The sequence below is a fragment of the Winogradskyella sp. UBA3174 genome (genome assembly GCF_002364335.1).
Taxonomy (GTDB): domain Bacteria; phylum Bacteroidota; class Bacteroidia; order Flavobacteriales; family Flavobacteriaceae; genus Winogradskyella.
The window spans coordinates 47,094-70,174 of record NZ_DEXW01000025.1 but is presented as its reverse complement, the minus strand read 5'-3'; the positions used below and the strand labels follow the sequence as shown (position 1 = coordinate 70,174).

The 23,081-nt window shown below is 33.0% G+C and carries 9 protein-coding genes; all 9 read left to right on the top strand.

Annotation, left to right across the window (positions count from 1 at the left end):
* The first annotated feature begins 8 nt into the window (after nt 1-8).
* The 9 genes from B2U95_RS02730 (at nt 9) to B2U95_RS02690 (ending at nt 23,076) form a co-directional block, all read left to right on the top strand.
* The gene (locus tag B2U95_RS02730; protein ID WP_296312500.1) at nt 9-527 is read left to right on the top strand and encodes an IS1096 element passenger TnpR family protein; all 519 of its coding nucleotides are present in this window, start codon (nt 9-11) and stop codon (nt 525-527) included.
* Between the two features lie 474 nt (nt 528-1,001).
* Complete coding sequence (locus B2U95_RS02725; protein ID WP_296312496.1) at nt 1,002-1,919, top strand: ABC transporter ATP-binding protein; 918 nt, start codon at nt 1,002-1,004, stop codon at nt 1,917-1,919.
* Nucleotides 1,920-1,954: 35 nt separating this feature from the next.
* Nucleotides 1,955-2,782 (top strand): ABC transporter permease, encoded by an 828-nt coding sequence (locus B2U95_RS02720; protein ID WP_296312492.1) that lies wholly within the window; start codon nt 1,955-1,957, stop codon nt 2,780-2,782.
* Between the two features lie 110 nt (nt 2,783-2,892).
* Nucleotides 2,893-6,330 (top strand): T9SS type B sorting domain-containing protein, encoded by a 3,438-nt coding sequence (locus B2U95_RS02715; protein WP_296312489.1) that lies wholly within the window; start codon nt 2,893-2,895, stop codon nt 6,328-6,330.
* Entirely contained in the window at nt 6,327-8,792 is a 2,466-nt protein-coding gene (locus B2U95_RS02710; protein ID WP_296312484.1) for a T9SS type B sorting domain-containing protein, read from the top strand. Before B2U95_RS02715 ends, B2U95_RS02710 begins: the two co-directional genes overlap by 4 nt.
* Nucleotides 8,793-8,830: 38 nt before the next feature.
* The gene (locus B2U95_RS02705) at nt 8,831-10,612 is read left to right on the top strand and encodes a gliding motility-associated C-terminal domain-containing protein (RefSeq protein ID WP_296312481.1); all 1,782 of its coding nucleotides are present in this window, start codon (nt 8,831-8,833) and stop codon (nt 10,610-10,612) included.
* A 240-nt stretch (nt 10,613-10,852) separates the two neighbouring features.
* Nucleotides 10,853-15,679, top strand: coding sequence for a T9SS type B sorting domain-containing protein (locus tag B2U95_RS02700; RefSeq protein WP_296312474.1), 4,827 nt, complete (start codon nt 10,853-10,855; stop codon nt 15,677-15,679).
* A 126-nt stretch (nt 15,680-15,805) separates the two neighbouring features.
* A complete protein-coding gene (locus B2U95_RS02695; RefSeq protein WP_296312471.1) occupies nt 15,806-20,650 on the top strand; it encodes a T9SS type B sorting domain-containing protein in 4,845 nt (1,614 codons plus the stop codon).
* 77 nt (nt 20,651-20,727) lie between these two features.
* Entirely contained in the window at nt 20,728-23,076 is a 2,349-nt protein-coding gene (locus B2U95_RS02690) for a T9SS type B sorting domain-containing protein (RefSeq protein ID WP_296312464.1), read from the top strand.
* Nucleotides 23,077-23,081 lie beyond the last annotated feature (5 nt).

The window sequence follows — 23,081 nt, the reverse complement described above, 5'->3', positions numbered from 1 at the left end:
AATGAACAATGATTTATAGATTTAGAGTCATATTAGATAATACTTCGGAAGACGATGTGTTTCGCGATTTAGAAATTCGTGAAGGTGATACCATGGAAGACCTTCATAATATCATTACGCAATCTTTTGGATTTGACGGAATGGAAATGGCTTCATTTTACGTGAGTGATGACCAATGGAATCAAGGTGAAGAAATTGCCATGATGGATATGAGTGAATCTGGTGCTACAGTAAAAATGATGAGTACCACTATTATAAATAGTCTTATACATGAAGCGGCAACTCGTTTAATTTATGTTTACGATTTCATGAACTTATGGACATTCTATGTGGAACTTGGAGAAATTGTTGAAGAAGCAGAAGGAACAGATTACCCAAATCTAATGTTTGTAAATGGACAAATACCAGACGAAGCACCAGAAAAAACATTTGAAGCTGAAGAAGAAGATGACGACTTTAATGAGTTTGAAGATGGTATTGATGACGATGACTACCAAGACATGGATTTTGATGAAAATTGGAATTAACTAATATAAAAATGATCTAAACATTCAATATTTAGAATCTTTTTAAGCGATTTGCATATTCGTATTATCGTTTAAAAAATACTTTAATAAATAAACACTTCCATCCAAAAAGGGAACAAAACAGAGTATTACCAACCATAAAAATATTGACAAACCTTTCTCTGTTTTTAGCATCAGTACTAAAGAGGTTAATAGTAGTATCATCCAACATATTACCACAGCTATAATTATAAATGGTCCTATCATTATATTTGGTGCTATGATTTATATCATAATTAAGTATGAAATTATAAACACAAACATTTCATTATTTTATTTACACATTGTATAATATTCATAAATATAATTCATACTAAAACTAAATTTTAGTGTAACAAATAAAGACGGGTCTCGTCTTATCTAAATAACCAATCTTGCATAATCATAATACCAACTATTAAAAAGGTGTTTCATTTGCAAATAAAATCAATCATTTTGGAGCCAATCCTAACAATTAATAATCTTACTAAGAAATTCGGTTATCTAACCGCTGTAAAAGATTTAAGTTTTACAATCAATAAAGGAAATGTATATGGTATTTTAGGACCAAACGGAAGTGGTAAATCCACAACCTTAGGTATAGTCTTAAATGTCGTTAATAAAACAAAAGGTGACTTTCATTGGTTTGATGGTAATACGACAACACATGATGCCTTAAAACAGGTTGGTGCTATTATAGAGCGACCAAATTTTTATCCGTACATGACTGCTGAGCAAAATCTTAAGCTTGTTTGTAAAATAAAAGGTGTAGATCAAAGTAAAATAGAAGAAAAACTAGGTGTTGTAGGTTTACTAGATAGAAAAGATCATAAGTTCAGAACGTATTCTTTAGGTATGAAACAGCGTTTAGCAATTGCCTCTGCATTACTAAATGATCCTGAAATATTAATTTTAGATGAACCTACAAATGGTTTAGATCCACAAGGAATTCATCAAATACGTCAAATTATAAAAGATATTGCAGCAAAAGGCACTACTATTTTGTTGGCTTCTCACCTACTCGATGAAGTAGAAAAAGTATGCTCTCATGTTGTGGTTTTAAGAAAAGGCGAAAAACTATATTCTGGTCGTGTAGACGAGATGACTAGTAGTCATGGCTTTTTTGAATTAAAGGCTGAAAAACACCAAGACTTATTAAATATATTAGAAAATCATTCAAATTTTGGTAAAGTAAAAATTGAAGATGATTTAATTACTGCGTTCTTAAATGAACCAATGTCTGCGCCAGATTTTAATAAATTAATGTTTGATAAAGGCATTTTATTATCGCATCTCGTAATGCGAAAAGAAAGCTTAGAAGAACAGTTTTTACAATTAACTGACGACTTAGAAACTAATCAAAAAATAGCATAATTCCTTTCACGGAATAATGTAAAACCAATCCATATATGTTACGTCTTATACAACTCGAATTACAAAAACTTTGGCTCAATAAAATTAGTAAAATCTTAATTTTTGTATCCTTTATATTACCATTTACAGTCCTAATCTTATCATCTATTAAGATTAATTTCTTTGGCTTTTTTACTCTAGAATTAGGTGAATTAGGCATATTCAATTTTCCAATTATTTGGCATATCACAACCTTTTTTGCATCATACTTTAAATTCTTTTTTGCCATTGTGGTTGTAAGTATGATAGGCAACGAATACAGCAACAAAACACTAAAGCAAAATCTTATTGATGGTCTTAGTAAGAAAGAATTCATTTTATCTAAATTTTATACCATTGTATTCTTTTCACTTTGTGCAACAGTATTAATAGGTGTTGCTACATTTTTAATTGGCCTCTACTATTCTAGCTATACTGAAACTTCAATAATCATTAGAGAAATAGACTTCTTACTAGCCTATTTCGTAAAGCTTGTAGGCTTTTTCAGTTTGTGCCTATTCTTTGGAATGCTAGTTAAACGCTCTGCATTTGCATTAGGCTTCTTAGTGATTCTATACATATTTGAATGGATAATATTTTGGGGAGCTTTCGAGGTATTTGGCAATGCTGATACGGCATTTAAGGTTAAAAACTTTTTACCGTTAGAATCTATGTACAAACTTATAGATCAACCTATTCAGCGTATTATAATGACTAAATTCCCAGATAAAGGTGACTTAGCTTACGACTATGCAGTACATTGGTATGAAATAGCTATTGTATTAGGCTGGACAGCACTTTTCGTATTTTTATCTTACCGATTATTAAAAAAGAGAGATTTGTAATATCTTTGATAGCTATTGCTATTAAAATTTCAATACTATAACTAGGATTTTTAACGTTCAAGTTGTTATATATTGTAATGAAGTTGTACGCTATGTGCATCAAAGATGTTATGAAAAAGATAGGTTTTGTTTTTCTTCTATTGGTTATTTGTGCCTATTCGTTTGGGCAAAACGAAGCCTCGTATTGGTATTTTGGGCAAAATGCTGGTTTAAGATTCAATGCCCAAACAGGAACAGTAACGGCTATTACAGACGGACAATTAAGCACTTTAGAAGGTTGCACCTCTATTTCTGATGAAAATGGTAATCTGCTATTTTACAGTGACGGCCAAACCATTTGGAATCAGAATCATCAAATAATGCTTAATGCAAATTATTTTGGTGGCACAGGTTTATTAGGTGATCCGTCGAGTACTTCATCTGGTCTTATAGTACCAAAACCAGAAGACCCAACTAAATATTATATTTTCACAGTAGATGAACCTCATCACCAGAATGCTGAGGTTTATCCGAACCAGTTTACAGGTGCTTACGATAGTGGAGGTTCTGTACCAAGTGCTGATGACGGTTTTAATAACGGCTTCAACTACTCATTAGTAGACATGAATCTAAATGGTGGATTAGGTGACGTAGATACAGCAGAAAAGAATGTGCCTTTAGTTACTTATGACCCAACAAATCCCTTAGAGGCTTCCTATAAATGTTCAGAAAAAATTACCGCAGTTAGAGCAGAAGATTGTTCTTCATTTTGGGTGATTACACATTTTGGTGATTCATTCTATGCTTTTAAAATAGACATTAATGGAGTAAGCACCACACCAATTATTTCTACTGTTGGCCCTAATATTCCTATTGAGGGCTATAGACGTAATGCTTTGGGTTATTTAAAAGCTTCGCCAGATGCATCAAAAATAATAGTATCGCATTTTGGAGAATCTACAGTTACAGCAGGTGATGCTGGAGGTGGTATTTATCTTTTTGATTTTAATAATGAAACTGGGATTGTTTCTAACAGCATAGAGTTGTATAGCCCACAAAATAATAATAGCCCTTATGGCGTAGAATTTTCTGCTGAAAACAGAAAAGCCTATGCAACGATTGGTCTAGGAATAAATGGTGGTGGACCAAGTCAAGTATTACAATGGGATTTAGAAAGTCCTAACATTCAAAATTCACAACAAATCATTCACACATCAATAAGTATAAGTGCTGGTGCTTTACAGTTAGGAATAGACAGACGTATTTACAGAGCACAACTTAGCTTCAGCGGAAACCTAAATGTAGCACGATATCTTGGTGTAATTAATAATCCTGAAGCAGATGGTTTGGCTACAAATTACGATGAACAAGGTGTGCTTTTAGATCTAGGTGGCTTTACTCAAAATAGAAGTCGACTTGGGTTACCGCCTTTCATTCAATCCTTATTTAACTCTCAAACAGACATAATTAGAAATGGTATAAGCACCACAGATTTAAGATTGTGTATAGGAGATAATTACACCTTGCTAGCAGACGATATAGTCGGTGCAGATTATGCTTGGTCTTTTAATGGTGCACCATTAACAGAAACAACCTCTCAGTTATTTGTGGATACTCCTGGTTTTTACGAAGTTTTTATTGAACCTAATAACGGAGACTGCCCAATTGAAGGTGCAGCCGTAGTTGGTGTTTTTGATATTCCGGTTGCAAATCCACTAACAAATATAATTGCGTGCGATACCAGTGGTAATGATGGGATTTTCACGTTTGATTTTACAGATAAAAATTCTGAAGCGTTACTTACACAAGATGCCGATCTGTATAATGTGCGCTATTTTGAAACTTTAACTGATGCCAATACTTTTGAAAACGAAATCAGTTTCCCTTACACAAACACAAGTAATCCTCAAACCATTTTTGTACGCGTAGATAATGTGGACAATACCAATTGCTTTGACGTTAATAGTTTTCAGTTAGAAGTATTTAATACTCCGCAAATTGTGCAATTAAATACTATTGAGTTTTGCGATAATGAAGGTGACGTTATGGATGGTGTAGCTACAGTAGAACTTGGAGATTTAATACCGACGATAAGAGGTGCTCAAGATGAAGTAGCGACTGCAATTAGTTTTCATCCCAGCCAAGCTGATGCAGATAATAATACTGCTAATCTGCCATTAACACATACCAATACAACACCATTTAATGAACCTATTTTTGTAAGAATTGAAAACACAACGAATACGACATGTTATAGTACTGGTAGTTTTAATATTATTATTAATGCTATTCCATTAGCTAATGACATTTCAATAATTCAATGCGATGAAGATGGTATTCCAGAAGGTTTTACAACCTTTAATATTACTAATTTCACAGATGATATAACTGGTGGAATACCAAATATGACTGTGCAGTTTTATGCATCGCTTATCAATGCAGAAACTGAGACTAACCCTATTAATAGTGATGCTTTTGACAATTTTCTTAACCCTCAAATAATCTATGCTCGTGTTTCAAATACTAATACAAATTGTGTAAACTTTAGTGAAGTTTCTTTAGAGGTAAGTACAACATCTTCTAATAATGCAACAATTGAGCTTTGTGATAACGATGGGACCGAAGATGGCTTTATAAACTTTGATCTTGCCAATTCTAACACTATTGTTTTAGCTGGCTCACCTGCAGGACTAGATGTGCAGTATTACGAAACCTATTTAGATGCTTTGGTAGAAACAAATCCTATTGGACCAAACTTTACGAATACAACTCCTTACAATCAAACGATATATGCACGGGTAGAAAATTCTAATTCTTGTTATGGCATAAGTGATATAGAACTCATCGTCTTCGAATTACCTAATATAGAAATACAAGACGAAACCTTATATTGTCTTAATTCATTTCCTGAGACTATTATTTTAATTGGTGGTGTTATAAATGATTCACCAAACAACTATTTTTATGAATGGTCAACTGGTGAAGATACTGCAGAAATTGAAGTTAATGCACCTGGTAATTACACCGTAAGAGTCACAAATACTAATGGTTGTTTTAAAGACAGAACTATAAATGTTGAGCCTTCTAATATCGGAACAATTACAGATATTGAAGTTGTTGATGCAACACAGAATAACACCATTTCGGTCTTTGTAAGTGGTGAAGGTGATTATGAATATGCTTTAGATAATCCTAGTGGACCATACCAAGACAGTAATACGTTTCAAAACATTTTACCTGGACTATATACGGTCTACGTTCGTGATAAAAACAACTGTGGTATTGTTGAAGAATTGATTTCAGTTATAGGTTTTCCTAAGTTTTTTACACCAAACGGAGATAACACTAATGATTTTTGGCAAGTAAAAGGTATTACGTCTCAATTTCAACCTAACACTTCTATTCTTATATTTGACCGCTATGGTAAACTTATTAAAGAGTTAGACCCACTAAGTCGTGGTTGGGATGGTACATTTAACGGCGCCAATATGCCAGCTAGTGACTATTGGTTTAAAGCTACTTTACAAGACGGAAGAATATTTACAAGTCATTTTGCACTCAAACGATGAATATAAAAAAAAATAATTTTCCTAAGTTAATACCAAGCTTTTACTTTGTGTTTTTTACAGCTTTAATTGGCTATGCACAACAACCAAATGACTGTCAAAATGCGGTAACTGTTTGTGGCAACTCTAGTTTTAGTCTAGATGTAAATGGTATTGGCACGCAAGAGTTAAGTAATTCAAACACATGCGCAAGTCAAGAAAATAATAGTATTTGGTTAGAAGTCACGATTGCTAACCCAGGAACTTTAGCGTTTACATTAACGCCAGGAAGTACGGATATTACTGAAGATTATGATTTTTTTATCTTTGGACCAAACGTAACTTGTGGAAATATTGGCCAAGCTATTCGGTGTTCTACAACAAATCCTGCAGCAGCAAATCAAGGCAATAATCTTACAGGCTTAAATGCAACAGATCCAGATCCCGACGAAGGTCCTGGTGCAGATGGAGATAGTTTTGTTAGTGCTATAGATGTACTTGCTGGTCAAAGTTATTTTATAGTCATAGATAGACCAATAGGTACTAGTCCTTTTTCTTTAGAATGGACAGGTACAGCAGCATTCCCAGACAATCCTAGCAACCCTGTTTTAACAAATCCGAATTTAGTAAGCTTACCAGATTTTGATGTTTGTGATAGCTTAGCTCCTTATGACGACGCTATTACTCAAATTGATTTTACAACGTTAACTCAAGATATTATTAATGGTGAATCTGACGTTGTTATTTCTTACCATGCCTCAGAAAGTGATGCAAATATAAATGCCAATGCTTTGGGTAATATTTTTAATACGACTAACAATTCTCAGAGAATTCATATTAGAATAGAAAACACAACTACGGGCTGTTTTGTCTTAAATGACGTGACTGTTAATGTTACCGTGTTTAATGATTTTAATACTCCCACAGATTATGAATTGTGTGATGATGCTATAGATGGTGATGACCAGAATGGATTAACCACTTTTGATTTGAGTATAAAAACGCAAGAAATAATCACTAATATTGCCAATGCCAATTATACAATTTCTTATTATCTGAGTCAAATTGATGCTGAAACACCAGCTAATCCGTTACCCTTAAATTATACGAATACAGCACCTACTCCAACTGAATTATTTGTAAGAATTGTAGATAATATAGAGGGCTGTGTTGCTTTTACCTCTTTTAATATAATTGTTGCTCAAAAACCTATAGCCAATGATGTTTCTCTAATTCAGTGTGATGAAGACGGCATACCAGAAGGCTTTACAATATTTAATATAACTGAAGCTTTTAACGAAATTACTAATAACAGTACCACTACTACAATAACCTATTATCTATCACAAGTTGATGCTTTAAACGACGTTAACGCTATTGATGGTAACGTTTTTCAGAATTTTCTTAACCCACAAATTATTTACACACGTGTTACCAACCCTAGTACTGGATGTTTAAATTTTAGTGAAATTTCTCTTGAAGTAAGTACAACATCTTCTAATAATGCGTCTATTGAACTATGTGATACTGACGGAACAGAAGATGGTTTTATGAGTTTTAATCTCGTGGATTCTAATACTATTGTTTTGGCTGGTTCACCAGCCGGATTAGATTTAAAATACTACGAAACGTATGACAATGCTTTATTAGAAATAAACCCTATTGGTCCTAACTTTACGAACACCATAGCTTATAACCAGATCATATATGGTCGTGTAGAAAACGCTAACGCATGTTATGGTATCAGTGAGATCGAACTTACAGTCTTTGAATTGCCTAATATTGAAATTGAATCAGAAACCTTATACTGTCTCAATGCTTTTCCTGAAACTATTGTTTTAGATGGTGGAGTCATAAATGATGCACCAAGCAACTTTTTTTATGAATGGTCTACAGGTGAAGATACTGCTGATATCGAAGTTAATTCTCCAGGAACTTACACCGTGAAAGTCACCAATACTAATGGTTGTTTTAAAGATAGAACTATTACAGTTTTACCATCTAATAGTGCATCAATTACAGATATTGAAGTCGTTGACGCGATACAAAATAACACAATTTCGGTGATTATAAGTGGTGAAGGTGACTACGAATATGCTTTAGATAATCCTAATGGACCTTACCAAGATAGTAATGTATTTCAAAATGTATTACCTGGTTTATATACCGTTTTTGTTCGTGATAAGAACAACTGTGGTGTTGTAGATGCGCTAATTTCTGTTATTGGGTTTCCTAAATTCTTTACACCAAATGATGATGGTGATTTTGACACATGGCAAGTAAAAGGGATTAGCTCTCAATTTCAAGCTAACTCAGTTATACTTATATTTGATCGCTATGGGAAACTTCTTAAAGAATTAGATCCACTAAGTAATGGTTGGAATGGCACATACAATGGTACTGATATGCCAACGAGCGACTACTGGTTTAAAGTTACTTTAGAAGATGGTAGAACATTCACTAGTCATTTTACTTTGAAGCGGTAAATTAAAAAACACTAATTTAGTTTTACCAAAACACAACTTTGAAACGTACCTACTACATATTATGTTTTATTATTTTTGGCTCAACCATCCCTATAATTGCGCAAGATGTAGCCTTATTTCAACAATTTAATGGACGTTACGACTATACTGCTATTGGCAACACACTTAATATTGTAGAAAATGGACCAAATAATATCTGTGAGATACTAAACACTTCATCTGCTGCTCTAAATTTAAATACAAATCAAAATGTAGTTGCTGCATATTTATATTGGGCTGGTTCGGGCAATGGTGATTTGGATATTCTATTAAATGGTATTCCTATAACTGCTGAGCGCTTATTTGATGACGGAATAGACGCAAATCGGGTGTTTTTTGCAGCCTTTGCAGATGTTACTGACATTATAACAACCCAAGGTAATACAACGTATACACTTTCTGATTTTGACCTTTCTGATGTTATTGGTCCTTATTGCCCATCAGGCACAAACTTTGGTGGTTGGGCAATAACCATAATCTATGAAGATAGTAACCTACCGCTTAATCAACTTAATGTTTATGACGGTTTACAAAGTGTACCAACTTTTTTAAGTATCACCTTAGATAACCTAAATGTTTTAGATAACGAAGATGCAAAAATTGGTTTTGTAGCTTGGGAAGGCGATAGAGCACTTGCGGTAAACGAACAACTCACTATTAACGGAAATGTTATTAGTAATTTACCATTAAACCCAGCAAATAATGCCTTTAATGGTACAAATTCATTTACTGGTGATACCGATTTATATAACATGGACATTGATGTTTATAATATCCAAGACAATATAAGTATTGGTGATACATCTGCAACTATTGCACTAACATCTGGTCAGGATTTTGTAATGATTAATAATATTATAACCGTATTAAATAGTCAATTACCAGATGCTACAATGACTATTAACGACTTCATTGTAAATTGTGGAGATAACAGTATAGAACTTTTTTACACTGTAAATAATTTTAATAGCACAGCACTATTACCTGCAAATACACCAATAGCTTTTTATGTAGATGGTATTTTAATAGGACAAAGCCAGACTGTAAATGACATACCAATAAGTGGAACTGAAAGTGCTGTAATAACAGTAACAATTCCTGATGAAACAGATCCTAATTTAACAATAATAGCAGTTGTAGATGATAATGGTACTATGAGCGGCATAGTAACCGAAATTAACGAAGACAACAATATTACGTTTGAAGATATTGAATTACTAGTTATACCTGAAACAACTATTTTACCAGAACTTACAGGTTGTAATGAAGGCTTTAAAACTTCAACATTTAATTTATTTGAAGCCCTTGAAAGTATAGAATACGATGACGACGCTATATCTTTTTATAATTCTTTAGAAGATTTAGAAACAGCATCTAATTCTATTTTAGACCCAAGTAATTACAATAATAATTCTAGTCCAGAAATTATCTATGTAAGATTTGAAAGTCCTCCCTGTTATGAGATTTTTCAGGTTCAACTTAATATAGAAAATTGTCCACCTTATATTCCAGATGGGTTTTCACCAAACAATGATACCTCTAACGATTCGTTTAATATACAAGGGTTATATGACATTTTTACAGCGCATCAACTTCAGATTTACAACCGCTATGGCGATCTAATTTTTGAAGGGAATAATAGTAAACCTTGGTTAGGTATAACGAATAGAGGATTGAATAACAAAGGTAACCTTGTACCTGTTGGAACTTACTATTATATTCTCAACTTAAATGACTCAAACTATAAGCCCTTTATAGGTTGGGTTTATGTGAATTATTAGTTGTTGATTTTATAATTAATAACCTATTAAAAGTCAGTTATTTGCAGAAAATAGTCCTCTACTTCACTATCAGAGCAACAAATTATAGTCTTATTCTGTATAAATGTTAATATTATGCGCTTTTCATCGTATTATTTTGCACTTAAGCTATTATAAGTCTATTTTTACATTCAACAAAAGGACAAGTTAGTGTTAGCCCTAAATCTACCCTCTCTTAAACTTTTTAATTAACCGCTAAATATGTTTAACACTAAACAAGCCATTGGCTTTATTTTGTGCTTTATTTGTAGCATTTCATTTGCACAACAAATAACAGTAAATAATGGAGTTTCACCAGAAAGTTTAATCGAAAACACGTTAATACAAGGTTGTGTAGAAGTCTCTAATATTTCTTCACCTATTAACGGAAATACTGTAGGCTTAGGAAGTTTTGGTTTTTTTGAGCGAGGAACTTCAAGTTTCCCTTTCGAGAACGGTATAGTACTAACAACAGGAAACGCAAATTCAGCCGGAAATTCTCAAAATAATTCAACTTTAAATGATGGAAACAATAGCTGGACAACTGACAGTGATTTAGAAACAGCGCTTGGTATTACCAACACTTTAAACGCAACATCCATAGAGTTTGACTTTATTTCAATTTCAAATCAAATACAATTCAATTATATATTAGCTTCAGAAGAATATTTTGGGAATTTTCCATGTCAGTATTCAGATGGTTTTGCTTTTTTAATTAGGGAAGCTGGTAGCAGTAATCCTTATGTTAACATTGCTTTAATACCTGGTACTACGACACCAGTAAACACAAATACAGTACATGATGAAATCGTTGGATTTTGTGATGCTGCAAATAGTCAATTTTTTGAAGGTTATAATTTAGGTGATACCAATTACAATGGTAGAACGGCTGTGCTATCTGCTGTAGTAGCAATTCAACCCAATGTACAATACCAAATTAAATTAGTTATTGCTGACCAAACAGATGAGAATTATGACTCTGCCGTATTTATAGAAGGTAATAGTTTTAATGCTACTGTAGATTTGGGAGAAGATATAACTACATGTGCAACCAATGTCCTTTTAGATGGAAATATAGAAAACTCACAAGCAACCTATATGTGGTATTTTAATGATAGTTTAATCTCTGGTGCAAATCAACCAACATATAATGCGCTACTGACAGGAAACTATCGTGTTGAAATATCTATTCCGCTTTCAGGAGGAGCGTGTAACATAGAAGATGAGACTAATATCACATTAAGTTCTACACAATCTTCAGGTCCTATTACAGATTTTGAAGTTTGTGATGATTTAAGCAATGACGGTTTCGAAATTTTTAATTTAAACACAAAAGATGCTGAAGTTTTAGCTAGTGTACCGGCTTCAAATTATACAATTTCTTATCACTTAACTAATACTGAAGCAGAGAATGGCACTAACGCCATTACAAATCCGATTCAGAATACATCTAACCCACAATTAATATATGTAAGAATAGAAGATATTGATAATGGCTGTTTGGCTTTTTCATCATTTAGCGTAATTGTAAATGAGTTACCTACTATTGTTGCCCCTAGTCCATTAGATATTTGTGATGACCAAACTGCTGACGGTTTTACAACAATAGATTTAAATATTAAAAATGACGAAATTACTAATGGGCAAACCAATTTAGTAGTTACCTATCACAGTTCACCTTCAGATGCTGCATCTGGCAGTAACCCATTACCAATGCCTTTCGTAAATACCAATGTTAATGAACAGGTATTTGTTAGTGTGCAAAACCCACAAACAGGTTGTATTAGCACAACGGCTTTAGATATTACTGTTTTAGACAATCCAGTTATCAACACGGATAACCATTATATCGATGCTTGTGACGCAGACCATGATGGTTTTACTGATTTTGATTTAACATCTATTATTCCAGATGTTCTACAAGGCTTAACAGGTGTAACTGTAACATTTCATGAAACTAATGAAGATGCGCTTTCTGGGGCAAATCCAATTACAAATGATAGCAACTATGCAAATATTGCTATTAATGAACAAATTATTTTTATCCGAGTTGTAAATGATGCTACTGGTTGTGCAGCTATAACACCAATAGAAATTCATACTAACTTATTATTAACCGCAACCAACATTAATAATATAACAAGTTGCGATGTAGATAATGACAATAATGAAGAATTTAATTTAGCAAGTATAGCAGTAGGTATTATAAATAATTTAGATACTGTTACTGTTCAATTTTATAACACAGCAGATGATAGAGATAATCAAATAAACCCAATAGATCAGAGTATTCCTTTTATTCCTAACAGTAATCCACAAACTATTTTTCTTGGTTTGGCTAGTGATACTTGCGATGATATTGCCGAAATAGAGTTTATACTAGTTCCTGTACAGGAATTTGACCCCATAAATAATCAAACCGTTTGTGATGAAAATCAAGATGGATTTACTACCATAAATTTATCGCAGTTTGATGCTGAGGTTACCGATGGTATGCCTGATTTTACAGTCACTTATTTCTTATCTGAAAGTGATGCTTTGGCTAGCTCAAATGCTTTACCTAATTTTTATACAAATACTATAAATCCTTTTACCGTTTTCCCAAGAATTCAATCTGTAGGCACAGGATGTTTTGATGTCAATGCATTTGATATTACAATTTTAGAAGCTCCAATAACTACAACTCCATCTCAAATTATTATTTGTGATGATGACCAAGATGGATTTTCAATCATAAACCTTTCAAACGTAATTTCAGAAGTTGTTGCAGACACCAATAATCGTAGTATTACTTTTCATAATAGTTGGTCAGATGCAGATACTAATTCTGATGCAATACCAAACGAAATAACTTTTAGTGCGACAACAGGATCTGTTTTTATTCGTGTTACAAATACAATTACTGGCTGTCATTCAACCGAAGAATTATCTGTAATTATAAACACACTTCCAGTTTTTCAACCAATAACAAATTATAAAATCTGTGAAGACAATAGTGATGGTTTTGGAGACTTTATTTTCAATACTAAAGATATAGAAATATTAAACGGTCAAACAGGAAAACAAACGCTTTATTACCTTAATCAAAATGATGCCGATAATCGTATTAATGTTATTGATAAAGATATCCTTTATCAGAATACTAGTAACCCACAAACCATATTTGTTAGAGTAGAAAACCTATCGGACCAAGAGTGTTACGGAACATCTAGTTTTATAATCGAAGTAGGCACAAACCCAGTCTTTAATGAACCTACAAACTGGTTTGTTTGTGATGATATTAGTAATGATGGTTTTGAAAATTTTGATTTATCGACCAAAGTCACTGAGGTTTCTCAAGGTATCCCAGATAACTTAACCATCACATTTTACACCTCGCAGTTTAATGCTGAAAACAGTATAAACCCATTACCAAACGATTTCACAAATACGGTTAATCCACAACAAATTTATGTTCAGATAGATAATGGTACGATTTGTAATTCTATTACGTCTTTTGAATTAAATATAATTCAAGTCCCAGAAGTCAACCAATCTCAACCAATGGTTCAATGTGATGAAGATTATGATGGTTTTGTTGAATTTGACTTAACTAATGCTGAAGTTGACGTTTTAGATGTAAGACAAGATGATATTGAAATTACATATTTTGAAACACTAGACAATGTAGAAGCTAACACTAACATTATTTCTAATCCTGAAGCTTACATTAACACAAGTAGTCCACAAACGGTATTTATAAAGATTACAAATACAATTTCTAATTGTTACGTTGCAGTACCTATTAATTTGTCTGTAAACTTACCACCAGCAATTAATGATTTTGAAGTCTATGACATTTGTGCAAATGATACTAACACTTTCGATTTAACTGAAATTAATGAAACGCTAATGGATGAAAGCTTTAATGTCTTAATTAGTTATTATACAAGTGAGGTAGATGCACAAGCAAACACTAATGTGTTAGACACCGATTACACGTATCAATCCAATAATGACACATTATTTGTTCGTGTAGAATTTAGTACTACACATTGTTTCTATATCTATGAATTTAATCTAAATGTAAACCCGTTACCAACGGTTAACCAACCTAGTGATTTGATTGCTTGTGATGACAACTTTGATGGTATTTTAGAGTTTGATTTAACACAACAAAACTCAAGTATCTTAGGCAGTCAAAACGCAACACAATTTACAATTACCTATCATAATTCTGAGCTACAAGCCAACGAAAACAACACACCAATAGATACCGATTATTTTGCATTTAATAGTGAAGTTATTTATGCGCGTCTAGAAAACAATAGCACGGGTTGTTATAGTGTAATGCAGTTTTTAGTTGTTATAAATCCATTACCAATAATAGATATTGAAGACCAAGTTATTTGCTTAGACAACTTACCGCTTTTAGTATCTGCGAACACTAACAATCCAACAGATCAGTATTTATGGTCTACGGGTGAGACAAGTTCAGAAATTGAGATTACAGCAATTGGAATTTATTGGGTGAGTCTAACAAATGAATTTGGTTGTGAAAACACAAGAACATTTAGTGTGTCAGAGTCTGAAGCTGCAACTATTGAAGTTACTGAAACTATAGATTTCTCAGACCCAAACAATATAACAATTACAGTTACTGGTATTGGCGATTACCTTTACCAGCTAGATGATGGTATTCCACAAGAATCACCAGTATTTGAAAACGTTGGTTTAGGCTACCATACTATAACTATTATAGATATTAATGGCTGTTCTGAAGTTACTGAAGAAGTTATTGTTATAGATGCACCTAAACACATGACACCAAATGACGACGGTGATTTTGACACATGGCATATTAGTGGAGTAGAAACGCTTCCTGGTACTATAATCTATATTTTTGATCGCTATGGTAAAGTACTTACACAACTAGGCTCTAATACATCTGGATGGAATGGCACCTATAATGGTAATAAAATGCCTGCTAGTGACTATTGGTTTTTAGCCAAAGTACAACGTGGTGGCGAATCCTTTGACGTTAAAGGGCATTTTACTTTAAAGCGCTAGTATACTTCAAATTACTATAATGTTAAGAACCTCTAACTTTATTAGGTTTTAGTTACTTTTTCATATATTTAGCTAAAAAAGAAGAACTCTATTTTCTCAAGAGTTATAATTTTTGAAAAAGAACTAATGAAAAGGAAAAGTTTTTATTTACTTCTCTTCTTTTTTACGCACTTGTGTTTCATATCTGCGCAACAAATTGTTACAGATAATTCTCAACAACCTAATCAACTTATACAAGATTTAGTAGGAGATAATTGTGCTACTGCTTTTAATATTTCGTCTTCAATTAACGGTAATATTAATAACATTATTAGTTATGGTTCTTTTGATCGAGGCACATCTAATTTCCCTCTCCAAAGTGGTATTGTATTATCTACAGGTAGTATAACATCTGCAGGAAATACAGTTATTGGAGAAGATTTAAATGAAGGTGAAATTAATTGGGAAACAGATCCAGATGTATTAGATGTTTTGGGTATTGACCAAACACTAAATACAACGTCTATTGAATTTGATTTTATTTCTGCTAATGATTTTATAGCATTTAAGTACATTTTTGCTTCGGACGAATACCAACAAGACTACCCTTGTAATTTTAGAGATGTTTTTGCTATTCTTATAAAAGCCGCTGGCACAACAGATCCGTATGTTAATATAGCTTTAGTACCAGGAACAGATACAGACATAAGTACCAATACCATACATCCAAATATTGAAGGTTTTTGCCCACAACAGAACCAAGATTATTTTCAAGGTTATAATGTTGGTGGCACAAATTTTAATGGTCAAACAACCGTCTTGACGGCTAATAGTTCCATTATTTCAGGACAAGCTTATCGTATTAAATTTGTAATTGCAGATCATATAGATGAACGTTTTGATTCAGCTGTTTTTATTGAAGCTGAAGGTTTCGGTGGTTCAATAGATTTGGGTCCAGACCAATCTATTTGCGGTAATGATACGGTACTAAATGGCGACATTAATAATCCTACAGCAATCTATACTTGGTTTTTTAATGGTGGTTTAATTGCTGGTGAAACTAATCCAACACTTCAAGTTAATCAATCTGGTACTTACAATGTTGAAATATCAATACCTGTAGCTGGTGGAAATTGTACATTAACCGACACTATAGAAATTGAAATTATCCCCTTTCAAAATGCAGCTCCAATAGAAGATATTAATATCTGTGATGAAGCACCAAGCGATGGTATTTATGATTTTAATTTTAGTGCACTAAAAGATGCTGAATTGCTTTCCCAGCTCCCTACTACAAATTATATTATAAGTTATCATCTTAGCCAAGATGATGCCCAAAACAATACAAATACTATTGTTGGCATTTATCAAAACACTGCAACTAACGAGGTTGTTTTTGTAAGAATAGAAAGTGTTGATGGCAGTTGTTTACAGTTAGGTAGTTTTAACATAAATGTTAATGCAGCCCCAATAACCACTGAAGTTTCAGTAGATGTTTGCGAAGGCTTTATAAATGATGGAGGTTTCGAGATAATCGCTTTAAGTTTCTTTGATTTTCAAGTATCTGATTTTGAATTTAATAGAACAATAACCTATTTCCCAACTGAAAATGAAGCTATTAACAATGAAAATTCAATTACTGAAACCTCTGAAATAATTGGTGATCCTGAATTTGTTTTTGCTAGAATTGTAGATGATTTTAACGGTTGTTTTTCTGTAGGAAGAATACGTTTAGACTATCAATCTCCACCAGATATAGGTGTCGAAAGATTCATTTACAGTACGTGTACAGATCCTGACTTTTTTGAATCTAATAATGGAATTGACGAGGTCAATTACCAAAACATAGTAGCGTCTTATGATTTAACATCTATTGTTGGAGAAATAGAAGATGCATATCCTGGTATCACGTTTAGAATATTAGAGTTTCCACTAACACCACCACCAACTATTGTTACATCTTCACCAGCTAGGACTATCGCCTTAGGTGTATCAACAGGTGACTTTTGTGAAATTGTAATTCCTTTAGAACTGCATAAAAATCTTGTATTTAACGTTCTTCAAGACGAACGGATAGTTTATGGATGTGATGATGCTTCTAATGATGGTATTTTAGATTTCAATTTAAATGATGTCATCGAAGAATTACAAAGCGGTTATGATATTGGTATTAGGTTTTATGAAAATGAAGCAGATAGAGATAATGACCAAAACCCATTAGATTTAGATACAAACATTACAGTAACAAATGCAGAACAAATATTATATTTAAGAAGTACTTATAACGATTGCGAGCATTTTTCTCAAGTTGAATTAAGTATCAATCCTAAACCAAATTTTCAACCTCAGGTTACAGAACGATGTGGTAATTTTAATACTCTAACAAATACCACTCAAATTGCAATAAACCCGTTATCTAATATAGCAAATCAAGGGGCTGTAGGATTTAATGTTAAATTTTATATCAGTGAAGCAGATGCAAACAATCAAGAAAATGAGATTACGAGTGCTTTCGACGTTATTGGGAATTCACAAATGTTCTATACAAGAATTATAAATCAAAATACCGGATGTTTTGATATCTCTACTATACTTGTTAATCTAAGCAATAGTATTGATGACCAAACTATTGCGCCTATAATAATTTGTAATGAAGACCAAGATGGAGATTACACTATAAATTTAGAATCTGTAATCTCAGAAATCTCTCAACAGATTTCAGATTTTTCATATACGTTTTACAGAACTTATGATAATGCTGTTGGTGATCGTGACCCAATATTAAACCCTCAAAGTTATACAACAGCAACTACGGAGCTATTTATAAAAATTGAATTAAACAACCAGGATTGTGTCTTCATTATAAGTTTTGACATCCTTATTTACAATGATCCTCAACTAGGTCCTGTAGATGATTTTATTCAATGTGAAGTCAACCCTTTACAACCTGCTAATTTTCTTTTCGAATCTAGAGATGCTATAATTGTTAACGGACAAGAAAACATAGAAGTACTCTATTTTACAACCGAAAATGATGCACTTAACAATACCAACCCTATTGATAAAACCATAGATTATCAGAATATTTCTAACCCTCAAATCATATATTTTAGAATTCAGAATAGTGATGAAAATTCGTGCTTTAAAGTTGGCGACTTTCAGATCGAAGTTAGAGAAGCTGCTATTTTTAATCCTCCCACAGATATTTTTACTTGTGATGTGAATCAAAATGGGATGGTTACTGTAGATCTTAATGATATAGTTACTGAAATCACAAATGGAAGTCCTCAAAATTTAGAGGTTAGTTTTCATCTTACTCCTTTAAATGCTAATTTGGGTACTAACGCTTTACCACTTAATTATACCACGAGTTCTAGTCAACAACAAGTATATGCACGTATTGAAAACACTAACTCTGGGTGTTACGAGGTGCTTCCTTTTTATATAAATGCATTAGCGCTTCCTACTGTAACCGAAGGACAATTCTTAGTTACCTGTGCTGATAATTTTCAGCTCTCTCAAGAATGGGATTTAACAGCTACGGAACTTCTAATCCTAGAAGGACGTCAGTTTAGTATTAGTTTTAATTATTTTGAAAACGAGCTAGATTTGGTGACTGATACTAACGAAATTCTAAACCCTGAAGCTTACACAAACACTTCTAGTCCGCAAACAATCTTTGCTAAAGTCACTAATAATACAACAGGATGTTTTACTGTAGCTCCATTTAACCTTGTGCTTAATACTCCACCACCAATTAATGATTTCGGAACCTTTAATATCTGTGAAAACACAACAAATAGTGTCGATTTATTAGAGGTCAATCAAGTACTTTTAGACAATACATTTAATATATTAGTGAGTTACCATATTAGTGAAGCTGATGCAGAGAATAATATAAATCCTCTAAATACAGACTATAACTATACCAATACTACTGAGACCTTATTTGCCAGAGTCGTATATAGTACAACACGTTGCTATGCCGTTTACCCTTTTCAGTTAGTTGTTAATCTACTACCTATTGCTAACCAACCTAATAATTTAGTGGCTTGTGATGATGATACAGATGAACTTTTAGAATTTAATCTATCTGCACAAGACGCAGCTGTTTTAGGTGGGCAAAATCCTGATGAGTTTTCTGTGACTTACTTCAATTCTCAGACTAATGCTAATGATGCTATAAATCCTCTTGAAACTGATTATTTAGCGTCTAATAATGAGGTTGTTTTTGTTCGTATTGAAGATAACATAACAGGGTGTTTTGATAGTACACAATTTTCTGTGGTGGTTAATCCGCTACCTATAATAGCTATTGAAGATCAGGTAATTTGTTTAAATAATTTACTCCTTGTTGTTTCTGCTGACACTAACAATCCTACTGATAGCTATTTATGGTCTACTAATGCAACGTCTTCAGAAATAGCAATTACCGAAATTGGCACTTATTCTGTAACCATTACTAACGCTTTTGGTTGCCAAAATACAGGTACATTTAATGTTACCGAATCAGAATCTGCAACTATAGAATTAACAGAAACAATTGATTTTTCGGACCCAAATAATATTACAATTACTATAAGTGGTATTGGTAATTATCTATACATTTTGGATGATGGAGAACCACAAACCTCTAATGTTTTTGAGAATGTAGCATTAGGGTATCACACCATTACTATAATAGATTTGAATGGCTGTGCTCAAGTAACAAAAGAAGTTGTGGTCGTTGATGCCCCTAAATTCTTTACTCCTAATAACGATAATCAGAATGACACTTGGCATATCGTAGGTATTGAAACACTTCCAGGAAGTATTATTTATCTATTTGATCGCTATGGTAAACTCATTAAACAATTAGGCTCAAACACTAGAGGTTGGGATGGCAGATACAATGGTAACGATATGCCATCTAGTGACTATTGGTTTTTGGCAGAAATAAGACAAGGAGATATTTCTTTTGAAGTAAAGGGACATTTTACACTGAGACGATAGTCCTAGTTTAAGATTAACATAATTTATGAAATCTAATCATTATCTGGTTACTATCTTTGCGTTTTCTAAAATCATAAATGAAGCAAATATTAGCATTATCTGCCTTATTACTTTCACTATTTACATATTCACAGAATATTTTTGTAGATAGCCAAACCCTTACTCCACAACAACTTATAGAAGACATACTTATTGATAGTGATTGTATAACAAATATTACAGTTACAAATGTGGTTGGAGGTGATTTTAATGGAGCTGATCAAAGTTATGGCTTTTTTGATGCAACAGGTACAACGTTTCCGTTTCAAAGTGGAGTTGTTTTAAGCACAGGAAGATTAGCAAATGTTCCTGGACCTAACAATACCCTTAGCGATGATAATGCAACAGGTTGGATAGGTGATGAAGATTTAGAAATAGCTTTAGATGAAACTAATACAATTAACGCTACTATACTAGAATTTGATTTTACTTCCGTAGCAACTCAAATAAGCTTTCGTTATCTTTTTGCTTCAGAAGAATACCAAGAAAACAATCCAAATAGTTGTCAGTTTTCAGATTTATTTGGGTTTTTAATCAGACCTGCCACGGCACAGACTCCGTATGAAAATATAGCGCTAGTTCCAGACACTAATATACCTGTAAAAGCAACTACAGTTACTCCTGGTGTTCCTGGATCTTGTCCTCCACAAAACGAAACGTATTTCGGTTCTTATAATGGTGTTAATTCACCTATAAATTTTAATGGACAAACTGCTGTCTTAACAGCTAGAGCAACGGTTATACCAAATCAAACATACCATGTGAAATTGGTAATTGCAGATGAGCAAAACTTTAGATTTGATTCTGCTGTATTTTTAGAAGCTGGCAGCTTTCAGTTATCAACAGACTTGGGTCCAAATAGACTTATTATAACAGAAAATTCTCTCTGCGAAGGAGAAACTTTAGACTTAGTTGTAAATGAATCTGGCTCGCCATCTTACGATTGGTTTAGAGACGGTGTTTTAGTACAATCTACTCCTACTGGCTGCATTAATTGTGGTATATATACTGTTACAGAAGCAGGCACTTATACTGTAGAAGTGGGACTAAATAACACTTGTATATCTTTCGGAGATGTAGATATTGAATACGCTCCACTCCCTGTAGGCCAAGATTCTATTTTAATTGAATGTGATAGTAACCAAGATGGAATAACAACCTATAATCTTTTTGAAGCGGAAAGCGATTTAACACCTAATAATGGTTTATCAGCAGTCGCTAATTTTTTCATCACGGAAGCAGATGCATTAGCAAATATAAACCCCATAACTACGGCCACTAATTTTGAAAACACCGATCCCTTTCAAACTGTTTTTGTGCGTATTATAAACCAAGCTGATTGTAGTATTGTTGTACAGTTAGAATTACAAACTTCAAATAATAGTATAACAATTCCAGATTTAGGAGGTTGTAATGAATCTGATCTTGATGGCTTTGGAATATTCAATTTACCAGATATTGAAGGTTCAATTCTCAGTCAAATACCAACTAATGCAGATGTTACCTATTATGAAACAGAAACAGATGCATTAAATGGCACAAACGCTTTACCAAATAGTTATGAAAATATTACTGCGGACTCTCAAACAATATTTGTCAAAATAAATAACAATAATCAGTGTTTTGGTATTTCTATAGTAAATTTAGTTGTGCTTTACACCCCTGTTTTACAGGCTGATGAATCTGTGTTTTATTGTATAAATACATTCCCAGAAACCATCACGCTTTTTGGTGGAGTTCTTAATGACTCACCAAGTAATTATTTTTATGAGTGGTCTTTTAATGGAACCCTAACAAACGTTACAACTTCTTTTAATGAAGTTAACGAAGTAGGCACTTACACGGTTTCAGTAATAGACCCAAATGGCTGTACTTCTAGTAGAACTATTACTGTAAACACCTCTGAAACAGCCACAATAGATGGTATTACAGTTGAAGGTATTGATCCAAATAACACTGTGACCGTTAGCGTTTCTGGCGCTGGTTTTTATGATTATGCTTTAGATGAAATTAGTGGCTTCTACCAAGAGAGTAATACATTCACAAATGTTTCTGAGGGTTTGCACACGGTTTATGTTAGAGACAGAAATGGTTGTGGTATCGTTGAAGAAACAATTTCCGTGTTAGGTTTTCCAAAATTCTTTACTCCAAATGGAGATACGGAAAATGAAACATGGCGTGTTATTGGTACGAGCACACAATTCAATTTAATAGAAACCGTTCAAATATTTAATCGCTATGGTAAACTCATAACTGAGCAAACTACTTTAAGTGGTGGTTGGGACGGCACATTAAACGGAAACAACTTACCAAGTGATGATTATTGGTATGTCGCTAAATTTTTAGACGGCAAAACGTACACTGGTCATTTTGCGTTGCGACGTTAATTGAT